The 21,681-nt window shown below is 61.3% G+C and carries 19 protein-coding genes; 14 read left to right on the top strand and 5 right to left on the bottom strand.

All coding sequences use genetic code 11. From position 1 onward, the window contains the following. Window positions 1-232: 232 nt before the first annotated feature. From I6E51_RS00415 to I6E51_RS00385, 7 genes are all read left to right on the top strand, one after another. Window positions 233-1,477, top strand: coding sequence for a hypothetical protein (locus I6E51_RS00415; protein WP_197107021.1), 1,245 nt, complete (start codon window positions 233-235; stop codon window positions 1,475-1,477). Next, window positions 1,470-2,516 carry an aldose 1-epimerase family protein gene (locus I6E51_RS00410; RefSeq protein WP_197109078.1) on the top strand — a complete coding sequence of 349 codons (1,047 nt, stop codon included), beginning with the start codon at window positions 1,470-1,472 and terminating at the stop codon, window positions 2,514-2,516. Before I6E51_RS00415 ends, I6E51_RS00410 begins: the two co-directional genes overlap by 8 nt. Continuing rightward, a complete protein-coding gene (locus I6E51_RS00405) occupies window positions 2,513-4,024 on the top strand; it encodes a sugar ABC transporter ATP-binding protein (protein ID WP_231599609.1) in 1,512 nt (503 codons plus the stop codon). The genes I6E51_RS00410 and I6E51_RS00405 overlap by 4 nt, the downstream gene beginning before the upstream one ends. Next, the gene (locus I6E51_RS00400) at window positions 4,021-5,004 is read left to right on the top strand and encodes an ABC transporter permease (RefSeq protein WP_197107023.1); all 984 of its coding nucleotides are present in this window, start codon (window positions 4,021-4,023) and stop codon (window positions 5,002-5,004) included. Before I6E51_RS00405 ends, I6E51_RS00400 begins: the two co-directional genes overlap by 4 nt. Continuing rightward, entirely contained in the window at window positions 5,001-6,023 is a 1,023-nt protein-coding gene (locus tag I6E51_RS00395) for an ABC transporter permease (RefSeq protein WP_197109077.1), read from the top strand. The genes I6E51_RS00400 and I6E51_RS00395 overlap by 4 nt, the downstream gene beginning before the upstream one ends. Next, entirely contained in the window at window positions 6,020-7,006 is a 987-nt protein-coding gene (locus I6E51_RS00390) for a sugar ABC transporter substrate-binding protein (RefSeq protein WP_197107025.1), read from the top strand. The genes I6E51_RS00395 and I6E51_RS00390 overlap by 4 nt, the downstream gene beginning before the upstream one ends. A gap of 91 nt (window positions 7,007-7,097) precedes the next feature. Beyond that, window positions 7,098-8,234, top strand: coding sequence for a Gfo/Idh/MocA family protein (locus I6E51_RS00385; RefSeq protein WP_197107026.1), 1,137 nt, complete (start codon window positions 7,098-7,100; stop codon window positions 8,232-8,234). Here the strand turns inward: I6E51_RS00385 and I6E51_RS00380 are convergent. Next, complete coding sequence (locus tag I6E51_RS00380) at window positions 8,199-9,248, bottom strand: LacI family DNA-binding transcriptional regulator (RefSeq protein ID WP_197109076.1); 1,050 nt, start codon at window positions 9,246-9,248, stop codon at window positions 8,199-8,201. The genes I6E51_RS00385 and I6E51_RS00380 overlap by 36 nt on opposite strands. 87 nt (window positions 9,249-9,335) lie before the next feature. Further along, complete coding sequence (gene rhaI, locus I6E51_RS00375; RefSeq protein ID WP_197110096.1) at window positions 9,336-10,502, bottom strand: L-rhamnose isomerase; 1,167 nt, start codon at window positions 10,500-10,502, stop codon at window positions 9,336-9,338. A 210-nt stretch (window positions 10,503-10,712) separates the two neighbouring features. Between rhaI and I6E51_RS00370 the strand changes: the two genes are divergently transcribed. Beyond that, on the top strand, window positions 10,713-11,735 hold the full coding sequence (locus tag I6E51_RS00370; RefSeq protein ID WP_197107028.1) for a LacI family DNA-binding transcriptional regulator: 1,023 nt from the start codon (window positions 10,713-10,715) through the stop codon (window positions 11,733-11,735). Here the strand turns inward: I6E51_RS00370 and I6E51_RS00365 are convergent. Beyond that, the gene (locus I6E51_RS00365) at window positions 11,732-12,070 is read right to left on the bottom strand and encodes an L-rhamnose mutarotase (protein WP_197109075.1); all 339 of its coding nucleotides are present in this window, start codon (window positions 12,068-12,070) and stop codon (window positions 11,732-11,734) included. The genes I6E51_RS00370 and I6E51_RS00365 overlap by 4 nt on opposite strands. 223 nt (window positions 12,071-12,293) lie before the next feature. Between I6E51_RS00365 and I6E51_RS00360 the strand changes: the two genes are divergently transcribed. The 4 genes from I6E51_RS00360 to rhaS are packed head-to-tail and all read left to right on the top strand — an operon-like array spanning window position 12,294 to window position 16,923. Further along, the gene (locus I6E51_RS00360; protein ID WP_197109074.1) at window positions 12,294-13,811 is read left to right on the top strand and encodes a sugar ABC transporter ATP-binding protein; all 1,518 of its coding nucleotides are present in this window, start codon (window positions 12,294-12,296) and stop codon (window positions 13,809-13,811) included. After that, on the top strand, window positions 13,808-14,797 hold the full coding sequence (locus I6E51_RS00355) for an ABC transporter permease (protein ID WP_197107031.1): 990 nt from the start codon (window positions 13,808-13,810) through the stop codon (window positions 14,795-14,797). Before I6E51_RS00360 ends, I6E51_RS00355 begins: the two co-directional genes overlap by 4 nt. Further along, window positions 14,794-15,837, top strand: coding sequence for an ABC transporter permease (locus I6E51_RS00350; protein ID WP_197107032.1), 1,044 nt, complete (start codon window positions 14,794-14,796; stop codon window positions 15,835-15,837). The genes I6E51_RS00355 and I6E51_RS00350 overlap by 4 nt, the downstream gene beginning before the upstream one ends. Before the next feature lie 60 nt (window positions 15,838-15,897). Next, complete coding sequence (rhaS, locus tag I6E51_RS00345) at window positions 15,898-16,923, top strand: rhamnose ABC transporter substrate-binding protein (protein ID WP_197107033.1); 1,026 nt, start codon at window positions 15,898-15,900, stop codon at window positions 16,921-16,923. A 66-nt stretch (window positions 16,924-16,989) separates the two neighbouring features. On the opposite strand, the gene I6E51_RS00340 is transcribed toward rhaS, so the two are convergent. Continuing rightward, window positions 16,990-17,946, bottom strand: coding sequence for an NAD(P)-dependent oxidoreductase (locus I6E51_RS00340; protein WP_231599608.1), 957 nt, complete (start codon window positions 17,944-17,946; stop codon window positions 16,990-16,992). 90 nt (window positions 17,947-18,036) lie between these two features. Here I6E51_RS00340 and I6E51_RS00335 point away from each other — a divergent pair, with 90 nt between their 5' ends. Further along, window positions 18,037-20,607, top strand: coding sequence for a LuxR family transcriptional regulator (locus tag I6E51_RS00335; protein ID WP_197109073.1), 2,571 nt, complete (start codon window positions 18,037-18,039; stop codon window positions 20,605-20,607). 24 nt (window positions 20,608-20,631) lie between these two features. Here I6E51_RS00335 and I6E51_RS00330 read toward each other — a convergent pair whose 3' ends face one another. Beyond that, complete coding sequence (locus tag I6E51_RS00330) at window positions 20,632-21,123, bottom strand: hypothetical protein (RefSeq protein WP_197109072.1); 492 nt, start codon at window positions 21,121-21,123, stop codon at window positions 20,632-20,634. 94 nt (window positions 21,124-21,217) lie between these two features. Here I6E51_RS00330 and I6E51_RS00325 point away from each other — a divergent pair, with 94 nt between their 5' ends. Next, complete coding sequence (locus I6E51_RS00325; RefSeq protein ID WP_197107037.1) at window positions 21,218-21,658, top strand: nitroreductase family deazaflavin-dependent oxidoreductase; 441 nt, start codon at window positions 21,218-21,220, stop codon at window positions 21,656-21,658. Window positions 21,659-21,681 lie beyond the last annotated feature (23 nt).

Raw genomic sequence — 21,681 nt, 5'->3', positions numbered from 1 at the left:
TGCTCCTCGGTGTTCGTGTGAGATTTCATGTTACAACCCACGGGTTCTCACAGAGCGGGGCAGGCCGCCCTCCTGATTTTGCACCAATTCGAATGAGCGTTGACACTGTCCCGTAACGAATGATAGGTTCACTGAACACCGGTTCATTGAACCAGATATGAACTTGATAAGGCAGAGCAGCCTGTGCGATTCGCCCAGCTGCAGCACTGGCTCGGAAGAAGGAGAATCGCACATGGTCGACGGAGCGTACGAGAACGTCGCATCCAGCGCATCCGGAATGGATCGCGCTTTGGAAGCAGGGCAGGGCATTGTTCAGCTCGCCCCCACCTGGGTTCCCCGCGCGTTTTGCACCCCTGGCCGTCGCATCCGCCTTCACCCGGATGACTACTTCCCCTTCGCGCAGGGTCGCGGTGGCATTGATGAGCGCTGGCTCTCCTCCGCTGTTCGCGCTGACAACGGCCCGCTCACCGGTGCCAACGAAGGCCTCAGCCTCGTTGTTGACCCGGATGGTGGAGCACTGCTCCCGTTCGACGAGTTCGTCGGACACCACAAAGGCGAAGCGATCGGTGAGCGCTTGTGGACACAGCACGAGAAGTGGCCGATGTACTCGAAGTTCTTCGACAACCAGCAGGCGCTGCCCTTCCACGTGCATCACACCGACGAAAAGGCTGCGCTCGTCAACAAGCCCGGCAAGCCCGAGGCCTATTACTACTCGCCTCACATGAACAACCACTTGGGCGACCAGCCCATCTCATTCCTCGGGTTCCAGCCCGAAGTAACGACCGATCAGGTCAAGGCGCGCCTCATGCGTTTCGCCGACGGCGGGGATAACCGCATCACCGACTTGGCCCGTGGTTACCGCACCCAGCTCGGCACCGGTTGGGACATCCCTTCCGGCGTGCTGCACGCGCCTGCAAGCATCTGTACTTACGAGCCCCAGGCCGCCTGCGACGTTTTCTGCATGTGCGAGTCGTGGAGCAATAACCGCGAAGTGCCAGAGGAACTCCTCTGGAAAGACGTTCCGCCCGAGCACCACGGCGACTACGACTTCATCATTTCCCTGCTCGACTGGGAAAAGAACATCGACCCCAACTTCGTGACCAACCGGTTCATGGCGCCATACTCAACCGCGCAGTCGCTCGCCGATGGTGAGATTGCCTACGTCGAGAAGTGGATCGTCTTCCGCTCGCCGCACTTCAGCGCTAAGGAGCTGACGGTGCGCCCCGGCCAGTCCGTGACAGTGACCGATGCTGATGCCTACGGCCTCATCGCCGTGCAGGGAACCGGAACGCTCGGTAACCACGACATCGCTGCCGCCACGCTCATCCGGTTCGGTCAGTTAAGCCAAGACGAGTTTTTCGTCACCGAGTCCGCTGCTCGTGCCGGAGTCGCCATCACCAACCGCTCGTCTACTCAGGACCTCGTCATTCTCAAGCACTTTGGTCCCGAGAACGCCGAATTGGGACTCCATGTCTAACGTTTTTGGTCGCGAGACAACGGCCCTGAGAGAGCGCATAGGTTCGCTCTCTCAGGTCGTTCGCCTCGACAGCTTCGTGGAGGCCGAAGGGCCCGCGCGAGGTGCGCGCCGTCTACGGATGGTGAACGGCAGCGGGATCGAGATCGAACTTCATCCTGACCGTGCGCTCGACATCGGGCAGGTGACATTCGAAGGAATTCCCATCGCGTGGATCTCGCCCACAGAAATTACCTCCCCCGAGGCGTTTGAGCCGGAGGGCGCGGGATGGCTCCGCACCTTCGGCGGTGGACTACTGGCGACCTGCGGCCTCGACACGTTCGGGCCGGCCGGGGAAGATGCGGGGCAAACCCTGGGGCTGCATGGCCGGATTGGCGCTCAGAAAGCTCGCGTTATCCGAGCCGAAGCCAACGACCGCGAAGTTGTCGTCGAAGCGGTCACTCGTCAGGCCGCCGTTTTCGGCGAGAACCTGACGCTACACCGAGTCATCTCTGCTGAGGTTGGCGCGAATTCGTTCCTGCTCGAAGACATCGTGACGAATGAGTCATTCGCCGAGCAGCCGCACATGATTTTGTACCACATCAATCTCGGATGGCCGCTGCTGTCGGAGAGCACCATCGTCGACATCCCCACCCGCGAAACCGTCGCACGCGACGCCGAGGGGGAGAAGGGGATCGACGCCTGGCAGACCGGTGCGGCGCCCACTCCCGGATTCGCCGAGCAAGTATTCCGCCACACGATTGGCGACCAGCCGTCGGCGCAGGTTCGAGTATCCAACCCCGATCTCGGTGTGGAGCTCATCGTCGAATTCTCTGGCCTTGAGCTTCCGTGGCTCTTCCAATGGAAGATGGTGGGGCAGGGCCACTACGCCTTGGGCATCGAACCAACCAACACGCCCAATGTTTTCGGACGCAGCGCAGCTCGAGCGGCAGGCGAGCTTGGCTCGATCCCCGCTGGGGAGAGCGTCCGCTACAGTGTGCGATTCACACTTCAGCGAATAAACGAATCCGACGGTGTTCGCGATGAGGGGAGTTCAGTATGACAACCGAGTCGACACCAGCAATCGCTCTGCGGATGACCGGAATTACCAAGTCTTTTCCTGGCGTGATGGCGCTTCAAGACGTTGATCTGGAAATCAACGAGGGCGAGGTGCATGCCATCGTCGGAGAGAACGGCGCTGGCAAGTCCACGCTCATGAAGATCCTCGCGGGTTTTTACCAGCCCGATAAAGGAGAGATCGAGGTCGGTGGCCGCAAGGCTATTCACTGGACGCCGCGCGAAGCTCGCAGCCGCGGAATCGGCATGATCTACCAAGAGCTTAATTTGGTGCCCGACCTATCGGTCTCCGAAAACATCAGTCTCGGCGCCATGCCCAAGCGTGGTCCTTTTGTTGACTACCGCGCGATGAACGCCAAGGCCGAAGCGGTGTTGCGTGAACTCGACACCGACATTGACCCCGGTACACGTTTGGGCGACCTCTCTATTAGCCAGCAGCAGTTGGTCGAGATAGCTAAGGTTGTTGCGCGCCAGCCCAACGTCGTCGTGTTCGACGAACCCACCTCGTCGCTGGGCGACAAAGAGACGCGCGTTCTCTTCGATGTCATAACCACAATGCGTGACCGCGGCATTGCGATCATTTACATCAGCCACCGCCTCCAAGAAGTGATGGAAATTGGCGACCGCGTAACGGTTCTTCGCGACGGACGTCACATCGAAACTCGGGACGTGGCTGGAATCACCCCGGATGAGATGGTCAGTCTCATGGTCGGTCGCGACCTCAACGAAATGTTCCCCAAGTTCGATCTCGAGCTCGGCGAGCAAGTGTTGACTGTCTCTGGTGCTTCGCGTGCCGGCCAGTTCGACAATGTATCGCTGGATGTTCGCAAGCACGAAATCGTCGGGCTCGCAGGCCTTGTTGGCTCAGGTCGAACCGAAGTTGCTCGCGCCCTGTTCGGACTCGATCCGCTGGAGGAGGGCACCATCACTCTCGGCGGCAAGACCGTCAAGATCCGCTCACCCCGCCAGGGTGTAGCTGCTGGAATCGCACTGGTTCCCGAAGACCGCAAAGGTCAAGGCATCATCCCCGGGCTGTCGGTTCGTGAAAACTTCACGCTGCCGGTCATTACCCGGATCACGAACGCGTTCCTCATCTTCTTAGGCAAGGAACGCAAGATCGTCACCGAGCTCGCCGACCGCCTCAAGGTCAATCCGCCTCAGGTTGAGCGTCCGCTCAATGTCTTCAGCGGAGGAAACCAGCAGAAGGTGGTTCTGGGCAAGTGGCTGCTGTCGGAACCGAAGCTGCTCATCCTCGACGAGCCCACCCGTGGTGTCGATGTGGGAGCTAAGGCCGACATCCACCACATCATTGGCGAGTTCGCTCAAGACGGCGGCGGAGTGCTCATGATCAGCTCTGAACTGCCCGAACTGCTCGCTGTCTGTGACCGCATCTTCGTCTTGCACGAAGGCGCTATCGCGGCCGAAATTTCCCGCGCGGATGCCACTGAAGAGTCGGTCATGCGCGCCGCAACAGGTCAGGAGGTGGCCGCATGAATCAGCTCGTCGCACCCGCGAAAAGTCTCGATAAGAGCAAAACGCCCGGAGCACTCTTCAGCACGCTGAGTATTCCGATCGCGATCTTGGTTCTCGTCGTCATTGGGTCACTAGCATCGCCGTCGTTCTTGACGGTCAACAACTTGACCAACGTGCTCAACGCCAACTCGGCCGTAGGTCTCATCGCGCTCGGTATGACCTTCGTGATGGTCTCGGGAGGTCTCGCCGATCTCTCAGTTCCCGCCAACGTCGCTATGGGCGCGCTCGTTACCCTCGGCGCTCAAGAGTCGATGGGCACTGGCCTCGCTGCACTGATGGGCTTGCTTGTCGCGAGCATGGGCGGTGTCGTCAACGGCATCCTGATCGGCTACTTGCGGATCAACCCCATCATCGCGACGCTCGGCACCGGCTCAGTGTTACTTGGCCTCAGCCAACTGCTCGTCGGCGGGGGCATCGTCTACGCGCAGCCGAGCGCCCTCTCCACCTTCGTGAAGAGCAGCATCCTGGGCATCCCCGTGTTCATCTGGATCTTCATTTTCGTGGCGCTGATCTTGCATCCGCTGCTCGCCCGCACCTCGTTTGGTCGGTGGAGTTTGGCGGTTGGTGGCAACTATCAAGCGGCTCAGGCCAGCGCGGTTCCCGTGCGATTTACCAAAGCCGCAGCGTTCGCCATGACCGGCTTTCTCGCAGGGCTGTGCGGAGTGCTTCTTGCGCTTAGCAACGGTCAAGCGCGACCCATCATCGGCACCGGCTACGAGTTCGTCGCTATCACCGCAGTGGTAATCGGCGGAACGAGCGTGTTCGGCGGCAACGGAAGCGTGTTGCGCACCGTTGGCGGCGTGCTCATCACCGCGCTCATCGGCAACCTGATCATCTTGCTCGGCTTTCCCAGCCAAGCAACCGGACTCATCACGGGCGCCATTGTGCTCGCCGCCGTCGGCATCGACGCGTACTTTCGTCGGAAGGCAGGAAGACTGTGAAAAACTTCGACTTTGCTCTACTGGGCACCCGTGCGGTGCAATACCGCCTCGTCATCATGTTGGTCGCTGTCGCCGTCTTCGGTGGCCTCAGCCTCGACGACTTCCTCACCGTCAACACACTGCAGTCGGTACTCGACCGCGCAACGGTCGTTGGGTTCTTGGCGCTGGGGCTCACCCCGGTGCTGATCGCCGGCCAGATCGACCTCTCGATCGGATCGATGATGTCGATGGCAGGCATCACGACAATCTTCATGCAGCCCGTCATCGGTAACGTTCCAGCGGCCGCAGCCGGAGTCGCGGTCGGTGTACTGATCGGAGCGATCAACGCTCTGATGGTCGTGGTGTTCAAGATCAACTCACTCGTAGCCACCTTGGCGACACTATTGATCTTCGCTTCGCTTGCGCTGCTGCTGACCAACTCCTACCCGCTGAGTTCGGAAGACCCGATCTTCGGTCTCCCGTTGACTGCTGACTTTCTGTGGATACTCACCCCACGATCGGCGATTTTCTTGACCGCTGCCGTGCTGATGTTCGTGTGGTTGAAGCTCACTCCCACTGGCCGCAACCTCTACGCCGTCGGAAGCGATGCGGGCGCAGCTACCTCGAGCGGTATCTACGCTAACGGCTACATCGCGGCATCCTTCGTGCTGTCGGGCTTCTTTGCCGGGCTTGCCGGGATGATGCAATCACTGAGCACGGCTGCAGGGTCGCCTGTTGCCGGCGCCGTGATGCTGATCCCCGCGATTACCGCCGTCGTCATCGGTGGAACCCGACTCGAAGGTGGGCGCGGATCCTCGCTCGCCACCCTCGGCGGTGTTCTCGCCCTCGGCGCACTCACGACAGCCCTCGAATACAACGGGGTTCCGTCGTACACCCAGGCCATCTACACCGGCCTTCTGCTGATCCTGCTGATCAGCCTCGACCGCATTGTCTCCGGACATGGCGGCGCATCTTCCCGCGCGCAGAGAAGCGTGAGGGTCGCACCAAGAAACACACCACTTCCTAGGAGGACCGCATGATTGCACGTCGTAATATCCTCGTCGCATCGGCCGCTGCCACGCTTCTGTTCGCAGTAGCAGGCTGCACCGCCGCCGATACAGGCACGGACTCAGCATCCGGCGACGCAGGCAGTGTCGAAGGCCAGAGCATTTGCTACATCACGCTCGCCAACTCGCACCCCTACGTCACTCCCGCCAACGAGGGCGCTCAGGCCGCTGCTGATGCAGCCGGCGTTGAGCTCACCATCGTCAGTGAAGAGTTCTCGGCCCAGACCGGGGCAGAACAGCTCAACTCGTGCGTCTCGCGCGGCGTTGACGGCATCCTGCTCTGGCCAGCAGACGAGAACAGCTACCTGCCCGGACTGCTCAAGGCTGAGCAGGAGGGCATCCCCGTCGTAGCTATCGACACCCGCGCTGGTGACGAGTCGATGGAACTCATCCAGTCATTTGCTGGTGCTGACAAGTACGACCAGGGCAAGATCAGCGCCCAACAGCTTGACGGCGCACTCGACAGCACTGGTGGCATCGTTGTCATCGCCGGTCAGGCTGGAAACGGTACCGAGATCGCTCGCAGCGCTGGCTTCGTCGACGAGCTCGAAAGCATGGGCTCGGGACTCGAGATCCTCGCTACGGTCAACGCCGACTTCGACCAGCAGAAGGCACTCGTAGCCTCGCGCGACCTCATCACCAAGTTCGGTGACCAGATCAAGGGTGTCTACGCTCAGGATGACACGATGGCCAAGGGCTTCCTGCAGGCGCTGGAAGAGAGCGGACTCGACATCGTTCCCATCGTCGTCGGTATCAACGGTGAAGAAGGCGCTTTCGAGAACATCCGTGATGGAAAGCAGTACAGCACTATCCTTCAGCCTCCTTTCCGCAACGGTGAGCTTGCCATTGAAACCCTCATCTCCGTGATGAAGGGCGAAACCGTTCCTGAAATGGTTCCGCTGGAGAACACCATCGTCGACATCAACAACGTTGACGACTTGGAGCCTGCTCTCTAAGTCGAGAGCGAGCAAGAATTGGTGGGGCCACGCTGAGAAGCGTGGCCCCACGTTCTTAATCCCATTCCTTAATGAAGAGGAGAACAAGCGCATGGCTAGCACGGCGGTAAAGACCATTGGGATCGGCCTCATCGGTGACGGGTTGATGGCGAAAGAGCATTCGATGGCATGGCGAAATGTGCGTGCTGTCTTCGGCGACGTGCCGCTCGAACCGCGGCTTGTCACGCTTGTTCATCCGACTCTGGCTCGAGCTGAAACAGCGGCCGCTCAATATGGCTTCGAGCGGGCATCCGACTCGTGGAAGGACGTCGTCAACGACCCCGAAATCGATGTCATCAATATCGTGACGCCTAATGCGTTCCACGAAGAAGTCGCTATCGCTGCAGCGCGCGCGGGCAAACACGTGTGGTGCGAGAAGCCACTAGCGCTCTCGGTCGAGGGCGCGCTCGCGATGACCGAGGCCGCTGAAGCAGCAGGCATCACCACGCAGGTCGGTTTCACCTATCTGCAAAACCCCGGCATCGCCCTTGCCCGTCACCTTGTTGACGCAGGCGAGCTTGGCCAAATCATTTCCTTTACCGGCTTCTTCAGCGCCGACACCATGATCGACCCGGACGTGCCGTTTACGTGGCGCACCGACCGGTCACGGGCCGGCGGGGGAGCGCTGGGCGATCTGGGTTCGCACATGATCTCCATCGCCCGCCATCTCGTCGGGGGCGTTGCACGAGTGAGCGGCATGACAAAGATTGTTGTTCCCGAACGCACTGACGCGGATGGCGTCCGTCACGTTGTCGATAACGATGACTATTCTTTGTCCCTGCTCGAGTTCGCGAACGGAGCCATTGGCTCGATGCACGCCAGCCGCGTGGCGGTCGGGCGTGCCTTTGAGGTGTCGTTTACGCTCACCGGCACTCGCGGAGCAATCCGTTTCAGTCAGCAGGATAGCCACAAGCTGGAGGTGTCCTTAGATTCGGATGGCCTCAGCACTCACGGTTTTCGCACGATCGAGCTGGGCGAGGGCCACGGCGACTATGCCGACCTGTGGCCGATGTCTGGCATCAATATTGGGCTCCACGAACTCAAGATCTTTGAGGTCAAGAAGTTCATCGATGCGATTGCAGCGGGCACAACGTCATCACCCGACTTCCGAGAAGCGTGGGAGATTCAGAAAGTGATCGAGGCGGTCGAAACGTCAGACAAGCAGCGCGCTTGGTGCGACGTTCCGTAGCTTCGGTGCGGGGCCAGTGGATGCTCGCACGACGAGCTCCGGCGCGAAAATAACGTGTTCGTGCTCGTGGGCGGCGCCCTGTTCGATCTCGTCAAGAATCATCCGCACCGCGGTGCGGCCGAGTTCCTCTCGCGGCTGGCGCACGGTCGTGAGGGGAACCGTGGCGGCGCTGGCCCAATCGAGGTCGTCAAAGCCGATAATTGAGATTTCGTCGGGCACCGAGATGCCGTCGAGCACGAACTCTTGAAGCACGCCGAGGGCGAGCATGTCGTTGGCGCAGAACACCGCAGTCGGTCGTTCATCGCGCGGACGCTCAGCGATGAGTCGGCCGGCGTGACGGCCTTCGGCGAACTTCCACGACGGAACGTCGATGCGTTCGATGTCTGACGGGGAGAGCCCTGCCTTCGTTGCGGCGGCGATGAGCCCATCGAAGCGCTCATCAACCTGGCGGGAGATGGCGGATCCGCCCACAAAGGCAATCTGCGAGTGTCCGAGGTCGAAGAGGTGTTCCCCGGCGAGCTTTCCGCCGGCGAAGTCGTCTGTGGCAAGTGAGCAGCAGGGATGATCGCCTGAAATGCGGTCGACGTAGACCACGGGCACTCCGCGCGCAATAAGTTCTTCGAGTCGCGGGTTGCGTTCATCAACCGGGGTGATCATGATGCCGTGCACGCGCTGCTGCACCAGAAGATCGAGGTTTTGCTGTTCGCGGGCGGGATCTTCGCCGTTGTGAACTATCACCACGCCAACGCCAAATTCTTTAGCGGCAGCTTCTGCGCCGAGGGCAACGTCGACGAAGAAAGGATTGCCCATGTCGGCAAGAGCGAACCCGAGGGTTCGCTCGCGTCCGGGTCGATACTGGCGAGCGTTGGCAACCGGAACGAACTCGAGCTCTTTGATTGAGCTCAACACCTTTTCGCGGGTGGCCGCATTGACATAGCTCGGTCGGTTGAGTACGTTGCTGACCGTACCCGCCGACACTCCCGCGTGCCGTGCTACGTCCCGAATGTTCGCCATTGCGCCTTCCGCTGCCTTTGATTCAATGAACCAAACCCAGAGTAAGCGTACACCCCATATTTGCTGGCCGCAGGCTAGTTCGGGGGCTTAGGCACCCCACCCAGCCTGAACGCCACCAACACGCTCGTCCGCGATCTTCTGCTGGTAGCCGGATGCCGCGTACGCTGCCATCGGGTCGGCAGGTAGGCCGCGCGATTCACGCCACGCGGCGAGGTCAGCACGCACGTCGGTATAGAAGGCATCCATCATGATGGCGTTGGCACCGAGAACGTCGCCCGCCTCTTGGGCTGCAGTCAGAGCATCCGAGTCGACAAGAAGCGCACGCGCCGTCATTTCTTGAACGTTGAGTACCGAACGCAACTGTCCGGGAACCTTGTCTTCGACGTTGTGGCACTGGTCGAGCATGAACGCCACACCGCTATCGGTGCCGTACCCGCCGCCGCGAACCACTTCGTACAGGATGCGGAACAACTGGAACGGGTCAGCCGCCCCCACGATGAGGTCGTCATCGGCATAGAAGCGCGAGTTGAAGTCGAACGAACCCAGCTTGCCGAGGCGCAGCAGCTGCATCACGATGAACTCGATGTTGGTGCCCGGCGCGTGGTGGCCGGTGTCGAGGCACACGAGAGCGCGCTCGCCGAGGGCTGCTACTTGGGCGTAGCTGGTTCCCCAGTCCGGCACATCCATGTGGTAAAAAGCGGGTTCGAAGAACTTGTACTCGAGCACCATGCGCTGCTCTTGCCCGAGACGACCATAGATCTGCTCAAGTGAGTCGGCGAGGCGATCTTGGCGACCGCGGATGTCGGCCTGGCCGGGGTAGTTGGAGCCGTCGGCAAGCCAGATCTTGAGGTCGCGTGACCCGGTTTGGTCCATGACGTCGATGCACTCGAAGTGGTGGTCGATGGCCTTCTGGCGAATCGTGGGGTCGACGTGAGTGAGCGAACCGAACTTGTAGTCGTCGTCTTGGAAGGTGTTGGAGTTCACCGTTCCGAGGTCAACACCGTGGTCTTGAGCGAAGCTGCGCAGTGCGCTGTAGTCGTCGACCTTGTCCCACGGGATGTGCAGGGCGACCGTCGGAGACAGTGCCGTGTACTTGTTGACTTGGGCGGCATCCGCGATTTTCTCCTCCGGAGTGCGGGGAGTGCCGGGGGTGCCGAAAACCTTGAATCGTGTGCCCGAGTTGCCGAAGGCCCATGACGGGAGCTCGATGGCCTGCTCTTCGAGGCGGGGTGCGATTGAGCTGAAGCTGGTCACTGCTGGTCCTTTGTTCTTGCGAAGCGATGACGGGGCACACTCGGGCAGCGAGTGGCTGTGTCTCACTCATCAACTCTTCATTGAATCGTTTTAACTGTTCAGATCGAGAATAAGGTCTTGTGTGGGTTTTCGTCAAGGTGGTTCGATTTCGTGCCACTATTGAACGATTCAAAAAGCTAGTCAGCAACGCGGCTGAGAAAGTGGGAGTGCATGAGCGGGGTCAGCGTAAAAGATGTCGCCAGGCATGCGGGAGTGTCGGTGGGCACCGTCTCCAACGTGATGAATCACCCGTCGAAAGTCGCGCCAGCAACGGTCACGAAAGTCCAGCATGCGATCGAGGCGCTCGGTTTCGTTCGGAACGACGCGGCCCGGCAACTGCGCGATGGCCACAGCAAGACTGTTGGCCTTGTCGTTCTTGATGTGCGCAACCCCTTCTTTACGGATGTCGCCCGCGGCGCAGAAACGCGGGCAAGTCAAGAAGGCCTCTCGGTCATTCTCGGCAACAGCGATGAAGACCCGGCGCGTGAACAGGCTTATTTAGAACTCTTCGAGCAGCAGCGCTCCCATGGTGTGCTGATTTCGCCGATTGGTGACATTAGCGCCCGACTCAGGGCACTGCGTGCGCGCGGCATTCCCGCCGTTCTGGTCGACCGGGCAAGCCCCGATCGAAGCTTTAGCTCGGTCACGGTCGATGACGTAGCCGGTGGCCGTATGGCGGTCGAACATCTGATTGCCGAAGGCCGCACTCGCATCGTGTTCGTCGGTGGGCCGCTCTCGATCCGCCAGGTCGCTGACCGACTCGAGGGTGCAGAACTTGCAGTGCAGTCGCGAGCGGGTGTTTCTCTCGAGGTAGTCGCGCTCGACTCGCTCAGCGTGATTGCGGGGCGCAAGGCCGGCGCGGCTATTGCTGCCCGCTCCGAGCAACCTGACGCTATCTTCGCGGCGAACGACCTGGTGGCAATGGGAGTGCTGCAAGCGCTGATGCTGCAGGGGTCGAACGTTCGCGTTCCTGAGGACATCGCCCTCATTGGTTACGACGATATCGACTTCGCGTCAGCCGCAGTGGTTCCGCTGTCCTCGATCCGTCAGCCGGCCGGGATGATCGGGCACACTGCGCTTGAGATCCTGCTCGAAGAGGTCGCAGACCCTGAGGCTGCTCCGCGTCACGTCGAGTTTCAGCCGGAGCTCGTTGTGCGTCGCTCTACCTCGGCTAGCGCTGTCGACGCTGTCTAGCGCGCGGCGGCGAGCTGGTCGTCGAGGTTGAAAACTTCGGGGAGTGTCGTCGCGACTTGGTCGGGCCGCCCGTCGAGCGCGACAAAGAACTCGGCCATTTCGGCTTCCCACTTGGCCGCGATCTCGCTGCGATCGAGGTAGTCCTGCGACGCTTCTACGAAGTCCGTTTCGTAGTAGCCGATGAGCATTCCGTCTTGGCGCACGAAGAGCGAGTAGTTGCGGCGGCCGGATGCGGCGATCACCTCGAGCATTCGAGGCCAGACCGCGGTGTGGCGCTCGAGGTACTCGTCGAGTCGCTCTGGTCGAACCTGTAATTGGAAGCACACGCGAGTCATTTTGTTCCTTCTGGTAGATCGGTTGGCGCCCTCGGCCGCAGCGGGGCGTGCGGCGCTATCCCGCGAAAAGGCTCGAGGATAACCGCAGTTCCGGCATTTCTGATCACAGAGTATGCCCAATTCGATGGCTGGACTTGACGGGAACAGTGATCGCCACCTATCGTTTCTGAACAGCAGTGAATCGTTTCACTTAAGCTCATCTATTACAACGAGGTAGACAACGATGTCGATAAGCACGAAGCCAAGCGCACCGACGCTTGAGCTCTCACACATCGCCAAGACTTTTGGTTCTGTCGTCGCGCTGACCGACGGAACCCTCGCGCTGCACCCCGGTTCGATTCACGCTCTCGTCGGAGAAAACGGCGCGGGCAAGTCCACCCTGGTGAAAATCATCGCCGGTCTCTACCAGCGCGATGGCGGCGACTTCACTCTCGAAGGCACAACCGTCGACTTCACCTCGACCGCTCAGTCCAAGAGCGCGGGCATCGCTGTCATCTACCAAGAACCGACGCTTTTTCCTGATCTGTCGGTGACCGAGAATATTTTCATGGGTCGCCAGCCCGTCAAGTCGCTCGGGCGCATCGATCGCAAGAAGATGCATACCGAAGCACTCGGCCTTTTTGAACGCCTTGGAGTGCGCATCGATCCTGATCGCCCCACCCAGGGGCTCTCAATCGCTGATCAGCAGATCATTGAGATCGCAAAAGCCATCTCCCTTGACGCCAAAGTGCTCGTGATGGATGAGCCGACCGCCGCCCTCAGCGGCGTTGAGGTTGAACGGCTCTTCGCCGTCGCCCGCAGCCTGCGCGACGAAGGCCGGGCGCTCCTCTTCATTTCGCACCGTTTCGAGGAAGTCTTCGAACTCTGCGACACCGTCACCATCATGCGCGACGGTGCCTACATCGCTACCAGCCCCATTGCCGAGACGACCGTAGACGAGATCGTTCGTCAAATGGTCGGCCGTGATGTCGCAGAGTTGTTCCCCAAGATCGATGCTCCCATCGGAGACGAAGTTCTTGTGGTCTCCGGGCTCACCGAGCCGGGCGAGTTCCACGACATCAGCTTCTCGGTTCGTTCCGGTGAGATCGTCGCGCTGGCGGGGCTCGTCGGGGCCGGCCGCAGCGAGATCGCACGAGCCATCTTCGGAGTCGATCCCTACAAGGCGGGCACCGTCACCATCAACGGAGTGCGCGTTCCGAAACGCAATCCGGCCGCAGCCATGAACCTCGGGCTTGCGCTCGTGCCAGAGGATCGTCGTCGCCAAGGGCTCGTTCTCGAATCATCCGTCGGTAAGAATGCGACGCTCGCTATTCGCTCAGCACTGGCCAAGTTCGGTTTTATTACGAGTGCCGTGGAGAACGCGAGCGCCCGCACCTGGGCTCAAAAACTTGAAGTGAAGACATCGGCGCTCGATACCGAAGTCGGCACCCTCAGCGGGGGAAACCAGCAGAAGGTGGTGCTGGCTAAGTGGCTTGCCACTAACCCGAGCTTGCTCATCGTCGACGAACCAACCCGTGGAATCGACGTGGGTACGAAAGCCGAAGTGCACCGTCTGCTCTCCGAACTCGCCGTTGAGGGCCTCGCCATCATCATGATCTCGAGCGAACTGCCTGAAGTATTGGGCATGGCCGACCGAGTTCTCGTGGTGCACGAAGGTCGCATCACGGCAGAAATTGATCGAGCGGATGCCACGGCTGAGTCCGTCATGTTCGCCGCAACCCACGCGGAGGTGGCCTCATGAGAGTCCTCAGCAAACTGATCAAGGCGCGCGAGACCGGCATTATGATCGCGCTCATCCTCGTGGTGGTTGTCGCGACAGCGCGCAACCCTACGTTCCTCTTCAGCCCTGACGGTTTTCGGGACCTGCTGCTGACACCGTCGATCCTGCTGCTTCTTGCGGTCGGCCAGGCGATCGTCATCATCACGCGCAGCGTCGACCTTTCGGTCGGCTCAGTGCTGGGGCTCACGGCCTACTTAACCGGCCGTCTCTTCATTGATCTGCCTGGCATCCCGATCATCGCGGTGTTTCTCATTGGAATCGTCTTCGGTGGCCTCTTAGGGCTTATCAACGGTGCCTTGGTGGCGTTCGCGAAAGTACCGGCACTCGTCATTACTCTGGGCACGTTGTATGCCTACCGCGGCATCAATGTGTTGTGGACCGGTAGCGACCGCATCAACGGTTCGGACCTTCCGACCGCGTTCTTGAGCCTCGGCACGAGTTCGCTCTTCGGAATCCCGTGGCTCACCATCATCGCCCTCGTTGTGCTGGTGGCTGCCGGATGGTTCCTGCGCACGCAGCGCGCCGGTCGCGAGTTGTACGCGATCGGGTCCGATCCTGAAGCCGCGAACCTCTACGGGCTCAAGGTCACTCAGCGCGTTCTCGTTGCGTTTGTTTTCTCGGGAGCTCTTGCCGGGCTCGCCGGTGTTCTCTACGCCGCCCGCTATGGAACCGTGAGTTCCCAAGCCGGAGTCAACCTTGAGCTGCAGGCCGTCGGTGCTGCTGTGATCGGTGGTGTCGCCATCTTCGGTGGCAGCGGAACGGTCTGGGGCGCCGCAATCGGTGCGTTCCTCTTGCTCACCATCAACCGTGCGCTGCCGATTTTGGGCGTTCAGGACTTCTGGCAACGAGCGGTGGTCGGCGTTCTCATCATCGGCGCGATCGTGCTTGACCGCGTCCTCGCGCTTCGACAATCTCGCAAACTACTGGAAATGAGGGACGAGTCATGACCGGCACCACAGCGGCACGTACGTACCGCGACTACTCTCAGCCCCTCTGGCGCCGTCTCCTCATCTCCCGCGAAGCCGCCGTCATCGGCGCCCTCGCCCTCGTCATCATCGTCTCGATGATCTCCGTGCGGGCCTTCGCTCAGCCGATCACGATCACTTACCTGTTCCTCGACATTGCGCCCATTCTTTTGATCGCACTGCCCATGACCCTCGTGATCATCACGGGCGAGATTGACCTTTCGGTGGCCAGCATTGTTGGTCTGTCGAGTGTCACCGTCGGTGTGCTTCACCAAAATGGGGTGCCGATTCCTGCTGCTGCGCTGGTCGCGCTCTTGGTGGGTCTCATCGCCGGTGCAATCAACGGAGCGCTCATCACTATGGTGGGGCTTCCGTCTCTTGCCGTGACCATCGGCACGCTCGCGCTGTACCGCGGGCTCGCTGTGGGCCTCCTCGGCACGACCGCGGTTACCGAGTTCAACAAGTTCTGGACTGACCTCGCTAAGTCCAAGATCGGCGACACTGCGATCCCCAGTGTGGTGATTCTGATCGTGGTGCTGGCACTGGTGTTCGGCATCCTGCTCCACTTCACAACCTTCGGCCGGGGCATCTTCGCGATCGGGCTCAGCCCTGAGGCAGCTCGCTTCTCGGGCGTGAACGTCGAACGCACCAAGTTCATCCTCTTCATGCTGAGCGGTATCGTCTCGGCACTCGCGGGGATCTATTACACCCTTCGCTTCGGCAGCGCTCGTGGCGACAACGCGACGGGCCTTGAGCTGTCGGTAATCGCCGCCGTGCTTCTCGGCGGGGTCTCGATCTTCGGTGGTCGTGGCGCTCTTCCCGGTGTACTCGCCGGAGCGCTGCTCATCGGAACCCTCGCGAGCGCACTTCGGCTCGCCAACGTCACGTCTGACGTCATCAACGTCATCACAGGAACGCTGCTGATCGCGTCCGTGGTGGGAACAAGCTTCTTGGCTTGGGTGCGCAATAAGCGCGCTCGTCCTGGAGGAACCAAAGGGAGCTCACCGACCGCGACCGGTTGAGTTTCTTGCACCAGTGTCGGTGTCACAGTCATCGACTCACATCCCCAAAGGAGAACGACGATGTTTAACTCTTCAAAGCGCGCCGGAGCATTCGCTGCACTCGCAGTGAGCTTCGCGCTTGTGGCCACAGGTTGTGCTGCAACCGGTGGCGACAGCAGTGGCGACGGCGATGGCAACTTGGCCATCACCTTCCTGCCCAAGAACCTCGGAAACGCTTACTTCGATACTTCGGATGCCGGTGGAGAAGAAGCCATCGCCGAGTTCGGTGGAACCTTCGCTGAAGTTGGCCCCGCAACGGGAAGCCCCGACGGACAGGTCAGCTACATCAACACGCTTACCCAGCAGGGTGTTGGAGCGATTGCTCTCTCGGCTAACGACCCCTCGGCTCTCTGCGACGCCATCGGCGAGGCACGGGATGCTGGCGTCAAGGTTGTCACGTTCGATGCTGACACCAGCGCCGACTGCCGCGACCTCTTCATCAACCAGGCTGACTCCGAAGGAATCGCTAAGGTTCAGGTTGACCTGATCGCAGAGCAGATCGGTGACGCAGGACAGATCGCTATCCTTTCGGCTACCGCCAACGCAACGAACCAGAACGCGTGGATCGAACTCATGAAGACTGAGCTCGCCGCCAACCACCCCGACATCGAACTCGTCGAGGTCGTTTACGGTGACGACGACGACCAGACGTCCTTCGACAAGACTGCAGCACTGCTGCAGACCTACCCGGAGCTCAAGGGCATCGTTTCGCCCACCACTGTTGGTATCTCGGCTGCGGCTCGTTACCTCCAGGACTCGTCCTTCAAGGGCAAGGTTCAGCTGACTGGCCTCGGAACCCCGAACCAGATGCGTGACTTCGTCAATGACGGAACCGTCACAGCATTCGCTCTGTGGAACCCGGGTGACCTCGGTTACCTTGCTGCTTACGGTGCCAAGGCACTGATCGAGGGCGACATCACTGGTGCAGAAGGCGACGAGTTCGACGCTGGAAAGCTCGGAAGCTACACGGTCGGCGCCGACGGCGTTGTGCTGTTGGGCGACCCGTACACCTTCAACAAGGACAACATCGCGGACTTCGACTTCTAAGTCTCCCGCAACGCACGAATGGCCCATCGGTTGAGAAACCGGTGGGCCATTTTCGTAGCTAAAGCCCTAGCGCCCGTCAATCACCACGTGGGCAAGCGGTTCGCCAGCCACGAGCCGACGTGCTTGCTCGCGCATGACGGCATCCACTCGGGCGTGCATGGCTGAGGTTGCGCCGCCGATGTGCGGGGTGATGGTGACGCCGGGCGTCGACCAGAGCGGGTGATCGCTGGGCAGCGGTTCCGGCTCGGTGACGTCGAGTGCTGCTCGAACATGGCCAGCGGATGCCGCAGCCACGAGTGCGTCGGTGTCGACGATTTTGCCGCGAGACACATTCACGAGCAGCGCGCCGGGTTTCATCGCCTCCAGGAAGGAGGCGTCGACGAGCCCCGTGGTGTCGTCGCTGAGGGGCACGGCGATTGCCACGATGTCGGCTTTGGCGAGTAACGCGGGCAGGGCATCCATTGATTGCACGGCGCCGCGGGCATCGCTGCGGTTGGTGCGGGCTACGCGCACAACGTTGGCGTCGAAGGGGGCAAGCTTGTCGGCGATCTGGTTGCCGACGCCACCGGCGCCGACGATGACGACGGTTGTGCCAGCGACACCGGGCTGTTCGTGCTGGTCCCAGATGCCGGTCTGTTGGTGAGCGAAGTGCTGAGGAAAGCCGCGCTGCTCAGAGATGATCATGCCGACCGCGAGCTCCGCGGTGGAGGCTTCGTGCACACCGATGGCGTTGCAGTAGGTGATGCCAGCCGGCAGACGGCTCTCGACGCCGTCATAACCGAGGGATTGCGACTGGAGTGCTGCGACATCCATTCCGGCAAAGGATGCGAGACCGCCACTCGCGCCGAGGTAGCCGAGGAGCGCGAGGTCGACGTGCACCGGGGGAGCACCGTCGGCTGGACCCCAGAGAATGACGTTCACGTCGGGCAATTGCGGAGCCAGTCGGTCGTGAATGTGCTGGTCCGGTAGGGCGATGGTGATCATGGCGCTGGTCTCCTGAGTGGGGCATCGGGCGGCGATCATTCCAGCATGCCTTATGGATGGTTATTCAGGTTGTAACGCCCGGCCACTATGCTGGCGGCCACATCATTGGTCGAGGCGGGGAGGCAGGTCATGGCACGGTGGCCGGTTCTGCCCCGTGAAAGTGAGCGGGATGCTGTGCTTGCGGCCCTTCGCGGCCCTCGACCACGTTCGGTGATGTTGCGCGGCCCGAGTGGCGTCGGCAAGACAACATTGGGCGCCCACATCTCGCAGGCTTTGCGCGCCGATGGACGCACCGTGATCCCCGTCATTGGCTTGGCTGAACTCGTGGATGTTCCCCTCGGTGCCCTCGCCCCGGTGTTGGCGAGCTCGGGCAGGCACGACATCGAGAGCGTGAGTGACCGTGTTCAAGCTCTCGTTGGGGTGGTGGGGGAGAACCCGCAGAAGTTCGTGCTCGTCATCGATGACGCTCCGCTCTTGGATGCTGTTTCGGCGAGCGTGCTCTACCAACTGGTGCGCGTCTTCGGCGTCACAACGCTGCTGACCGCCCGCGACTCCCACGAAGTCGTCGGCCCCCTTGCTCGGCTGCTGCACGAAAACCTCATCGACATTGTCGAGCTCGACGGGTTGAGTCTCGAACACAGCCAGTCGATCCTCCAACAGTATTTGGGCGGAACACTGCGCCCCGAGAGCCTTCGTGCCCTGTTCGAGGCGAGCCGCGGCAACCCGCTGATGCTGCGCGAACTGATCTTCGCGGCTGGGCGAGCTGGCGGCATCCGCAGCGGTGATTTTGGTGTCGAGGTGTCGGTCGCGACCCTACCGAAGCACGTGCGCGCAACGATTGCCGATCGAGTTCAGCAGCTCACTGCGGCCGAGCGTCGTCTCGCTCAGCTCATCGCTATTGCGCAGCCGATTCCGCGAGCCGTGATCCGTGAGGCCGAAGGCGATGCGCTCGCCTTCCTCACGAGCGAGGGCATCGTGGAAGACACCGGCGATGAGCTCACCCCGCTGGTGAGGCTTGCCCACCCTCTCTTCGCGGAGGCACTCACGATCGATCTCCTGCAGGCCGAACGTGCGGAACTAGTGAAAGCGATCGCGGGCCGACTGCTGCCGATGGGCGATCAGCAACTGCGATTCACCGCGACTGTTCTGCTTACCTCGACCGACGCCGCGATCAGCGACGACGACCTCGATTGGGCAGCGAGTTACGCGCATGCGGCGGGCGACCATGCTGTTGCGGCCTCACTCGCGGAACGCGCCCAGCTCACTGAGCGGCGCTTTGCGCCCGAGCTCGTGTTGGCCAGTGCGCTTTCTGCGCTAGCGGAGTCTGATCGTTCTTCTGCGGTGTTTGAGTCTGCGATCCGTCTTGCGAATGACGACGAACAGCGTGCCATGGCGCTCGCCCGCTGGGGGCAGCACATGGTTTACCGGCTGTCCCGCCCCTCCGATGCGGTCGATCGGGTCACGTGCGAACTATCGAGAATGGATGCTCGCGGCCAGGCCGTGCTGCGGCCAGAACTCGCCAAGTGGCAGCTCATGACCGGAGACGCTCACGCCCTCGCCCACGCCGCTGACCCGGTGTCGTCAGATGGCGGACTCGGCGCCGTCAACGCGGGCCTCACAGCGGCGATGATGGCAACGATGGCGGGCAACCCTGAGGATGCTTTTGCGGCAATTGCTCACACCCGCCCCCTTGCTGATGCCTTCCGTTTCGAAGCACCCTTTGCGAGCTCGCTTCTCGACCTCTCCGAGTTTTTGGCACTCGTTGCCGCCGCGGAGATGGTTCGTGCCCGCGATTTTGCCGCCCAGCGACGCCTCGACCGTTTCGCAGACTCCGCAGGCGTGTGGTCCTATGCGCTCGCCACTGTGCGCCTTCACGAGGGGCGGTTGAGCGACGCCCAATCACTCGCGACTCTCGCCGTTGAGCAATTGAGATGGCGCGACTTCACGGGATTGCTGGGCACCGCTATTGCCTTGCACGCCACCGTCGACGCGCAGTTGGGTGAGCCCGAATCAGCCAGAGAGCTGCTCTCCGAAATCACTCCAGAGAATGCCGGCGACGCCAAAGTCATTTTGCAGCGGGCCGAGTGCGAGGCTTGGCTGCTCGCGGCCGAGGGGCGCACCGACGAAGCGGCCGGCGTGATCGTCGCTGCTGCCGCCGAGGGCATCATCCTTGGTCACTTCTTGCTGAGTGCCCTCACTCTTACTGTGGCGATTCGGGTGGGGCATCCCGCTGTTGCGCGCGAACAACTGGAACTTCTGACGCACCTCTCGCCGTCGCCGCTGGTGGCCAGCATCCGCGACTGGGCAGAGGTGGCAGCCGAAGCGGATGTCGCTCGCCTCTGTGAACTCGCCCCTGCCCTTGCCTCGTCGGGAGTGGCTGCGCTCGCGGTCGATGGTCTTCTCAACGGTGCGCGCTGCGCGGCTAAGGCTGACCGGCGCGAGTTGGAGCGCAAGGCAACGTTGCTCGCCCGCCGCCTCGCTGCCGATATGGATCAGGTGCCGGGGGAGTCTCACGCTGCCGAGCTCACTGAACGGGAGTGGACAATTGCCCGGGCTGCTGCTGGCCGCAAACGCAGTCGCGAGATTGGCCAGCAGCTCGGGTTGTCTGTGAGAACCGTTGACAACCATCTGGCTCGCATTTATCGCAAGCTGGGTGTCAAGGGTCGGGTTGAGCTTGAAGAGGTTCTTGCCGAGCTGTAGCTGTGGCGAGAACGCGGTGGGTCGTTACCCCTCGTTTGCAGACACGATCATGTTCACGATCGTGCCGTCTTCTTCGGTGGTTCCCCAGGAATATTGAATGATCCAGTTGTCGTTTTGCAGACCGTAGAGGAATCCCTCGTCGCCGAGAGAGATCTCGGACACCATTTCAAAGCCGCTGGAAATGAGCGTGTCGTAGCCGGCTTGAGCGCCCGCTTCATCCCCCACGTTGATGGTGGCGCTGTAGCCATCATCGATGCCGAGCGAGAAGAGGATGTCGCCGTCTGGCGCTGGCACTTCTGCAGGCCACGACTTCGGCAACGAGCCTCCCGTGCCGTCGCCATCGACATCCACGTCGACACCGGTTGCGCCCTCAATCGCGTTCTCAACGGTGTTCTCGATGAGGTTGTCTGTGAAGTCCTCGAGCGGGTTGCCGAAGCAACCGGAGAGGGAGACGGAGAGCCCTGCCGCAAGGGAGATGGCGATGGCGCTTTTCAGCGCGCGCTGTGAAGTGATCATGCGCCAAGTAAACTCCTCGGCCATGCTCGGGCGCGTGAGTAGAAACTACCTATCTCTGAGTAACAGGCTCAGGCTCGGCGGGTAACGTGGAGCCATGCCGCTTACAGGAGAGTACGAACCCAGCACGTCAGAGTGGGCCCGCAATCAGGCCGACGTTTTTGAGAACAGTAACGGCCATGAGGGCAACCTCATGCGCGGGATGCCAATCATTGTGTTGACCACGGTGGGCGCCAAATCCGGCAAGCTGCGCAAGACCGCGCTCATGCGAGTGGAACACGATGGCCACTATGCCGTTGTTGCCTCGCTGGGTGGGGCGCCGAAGCATCCGGTCTGGTACCACAACATTGTCGCTCAGCCGCACGTTGAGCTGCACGATGTGGGTGTCAAGGGCGACTTTATGGCCCGCGAAGTGACCGGTGACGAGAAGGCTCTCTGGTGGGAGCGTTCGGTCGCGGCGTACCCCGACTATGCGGATTACCAGGCCAAGACCGAGCGCGAGATTCCGGTCTTCGTGTTGGAGCCGATCAGCGCCTAAGCGCGCCGTGGGGACCGAGCGGA

It is taken from the genome of Salinibacterium sp. NSLL17, assembly GCF_015864935.1.
In the GTDB taxonomy this organism is placed as follows: domain Bacteria; phylum Actinomycetota; class Actinomycetes; order Actinomycetales; family Microbacteriaceae; genus Rhodoglobus.
Note: the sequence above shows the minus strand (reverse complement) of the source record. Positions and strands in the feature narration are given on the sequence as shown.

Coding starts and splice junctions, on each gene's coding strand:
- I6E51_RS00365 (WP_197109075.1), bottom strand. CDS start 12,070: ATGACTCGCGTGTGCTTCCAATTACAGGTTCGACCAGAGCGACTCGAC.
- I6E51_RS00350 (WP_197107032.1), top strand. CDS start 14,794: ATGACCGGCACCACAGCGGCACGTACGTACCGCGACTACTCTCAGCCC.
- I6E51_RS00325 (WP_197107037.1), top strand. CDS start 21,218: ATGCCGCTTACAGGAGAGTACGAACCCAGCACGTCAGAGTGGGCCCGC.
- I6E51_RS00355 (WP_197107031.1), top strand. CDS start 13,808: ATGAGAGTCCTCAGCAAACTGATCAAGGCGCGCGAGACCGGCATTATG.
- I6E51_RS00400 (WP_197107023.1), top strand. CDS start 4,021: ATGAATCAGCTCGTCGCACCCGCGAAAAGTCTCGATAAGAGCAAAACG.
- I6E51_RS00390 (WP_197107025.1), top strand. CDS start 6,020: ATGATTGCACGTCGTAATATCCTCGTCGCATCGGCCGCTGCCACGCTT.
- I6E51_RS00335 (WP_197109073.1), top strand. CDS start 18,037: ATGGCACGGTGGCCGGTTCTGCCCCGTGAAAGTGAGCGGGATGCTGTG.
- I6E51_RS00380 (WP_197109076.1), bottom strand. CDS start 9,248: ATGGCGAACATTCGGGACGTAGCACGGCACGCGGGAGTGTCGGCGGGT.
- I6E51_RS00385 (WP_197107026.1), top strand. CDS start 7,098: ATGGCTAGCACGGCGGTAAAGACCATTGGGATCGGCCTCATCGGTGAC.
- I6E51_RS00330 (WP_197109072.1), bottom strand. CDS start 21,123: ATGATCACTTCACAGCGCGCGCTGAAAAGCGCCATCGCCATCTCCCTT.
- I6E51_RS00405 (WP_231599609.1), top strand. CDS start 2,513: ATGACAACCGAGTCGACACCAGCAATCGCTCTGCGGATGACCGGAATT.
- I6E51_RS00370 (WP_197107028.1), top strand. CDS start 10,713: ATGAGCGGGGTCAGCGTAAAAGATGTCGCCAGGCATGCGGGAGTGTCG.
- rhaS (WP_197107033.1), top strand. CDS start 15,898: ATGTTTAACTCTTCAAAGCGCGCCGGAGCATTCGCTGCACTCGCAGTG.
- I6E51_RS00410 (WP_197109078.1), top strand. CDS start 1,470: ATGTCTAACGTTTTTGGTCGCGAGACAACGGCCCTGAGAGAGCGCATA.
- I6E51_RS00360 (WP_197109074.1), top strand. CDS start 12,294: ATGTCGATAAGCACGAAGCCAAGCGCACCGACGCTTGAGCTCTCACAC.
- I6E51_RS00415 (WP_197107021.1), top strand. CDS start 233: ATGGTCGACGGAGCGTACGAGAACGTCGCATCCAGCGCATCCGGAATG.
- I6E51_RS00340 (WP_231599608.1), bottom strand. CDS start 17,946: ATGATCGCCGCCCGATGCCCCACTCAGGAGACCAGCGCCATGATCACC.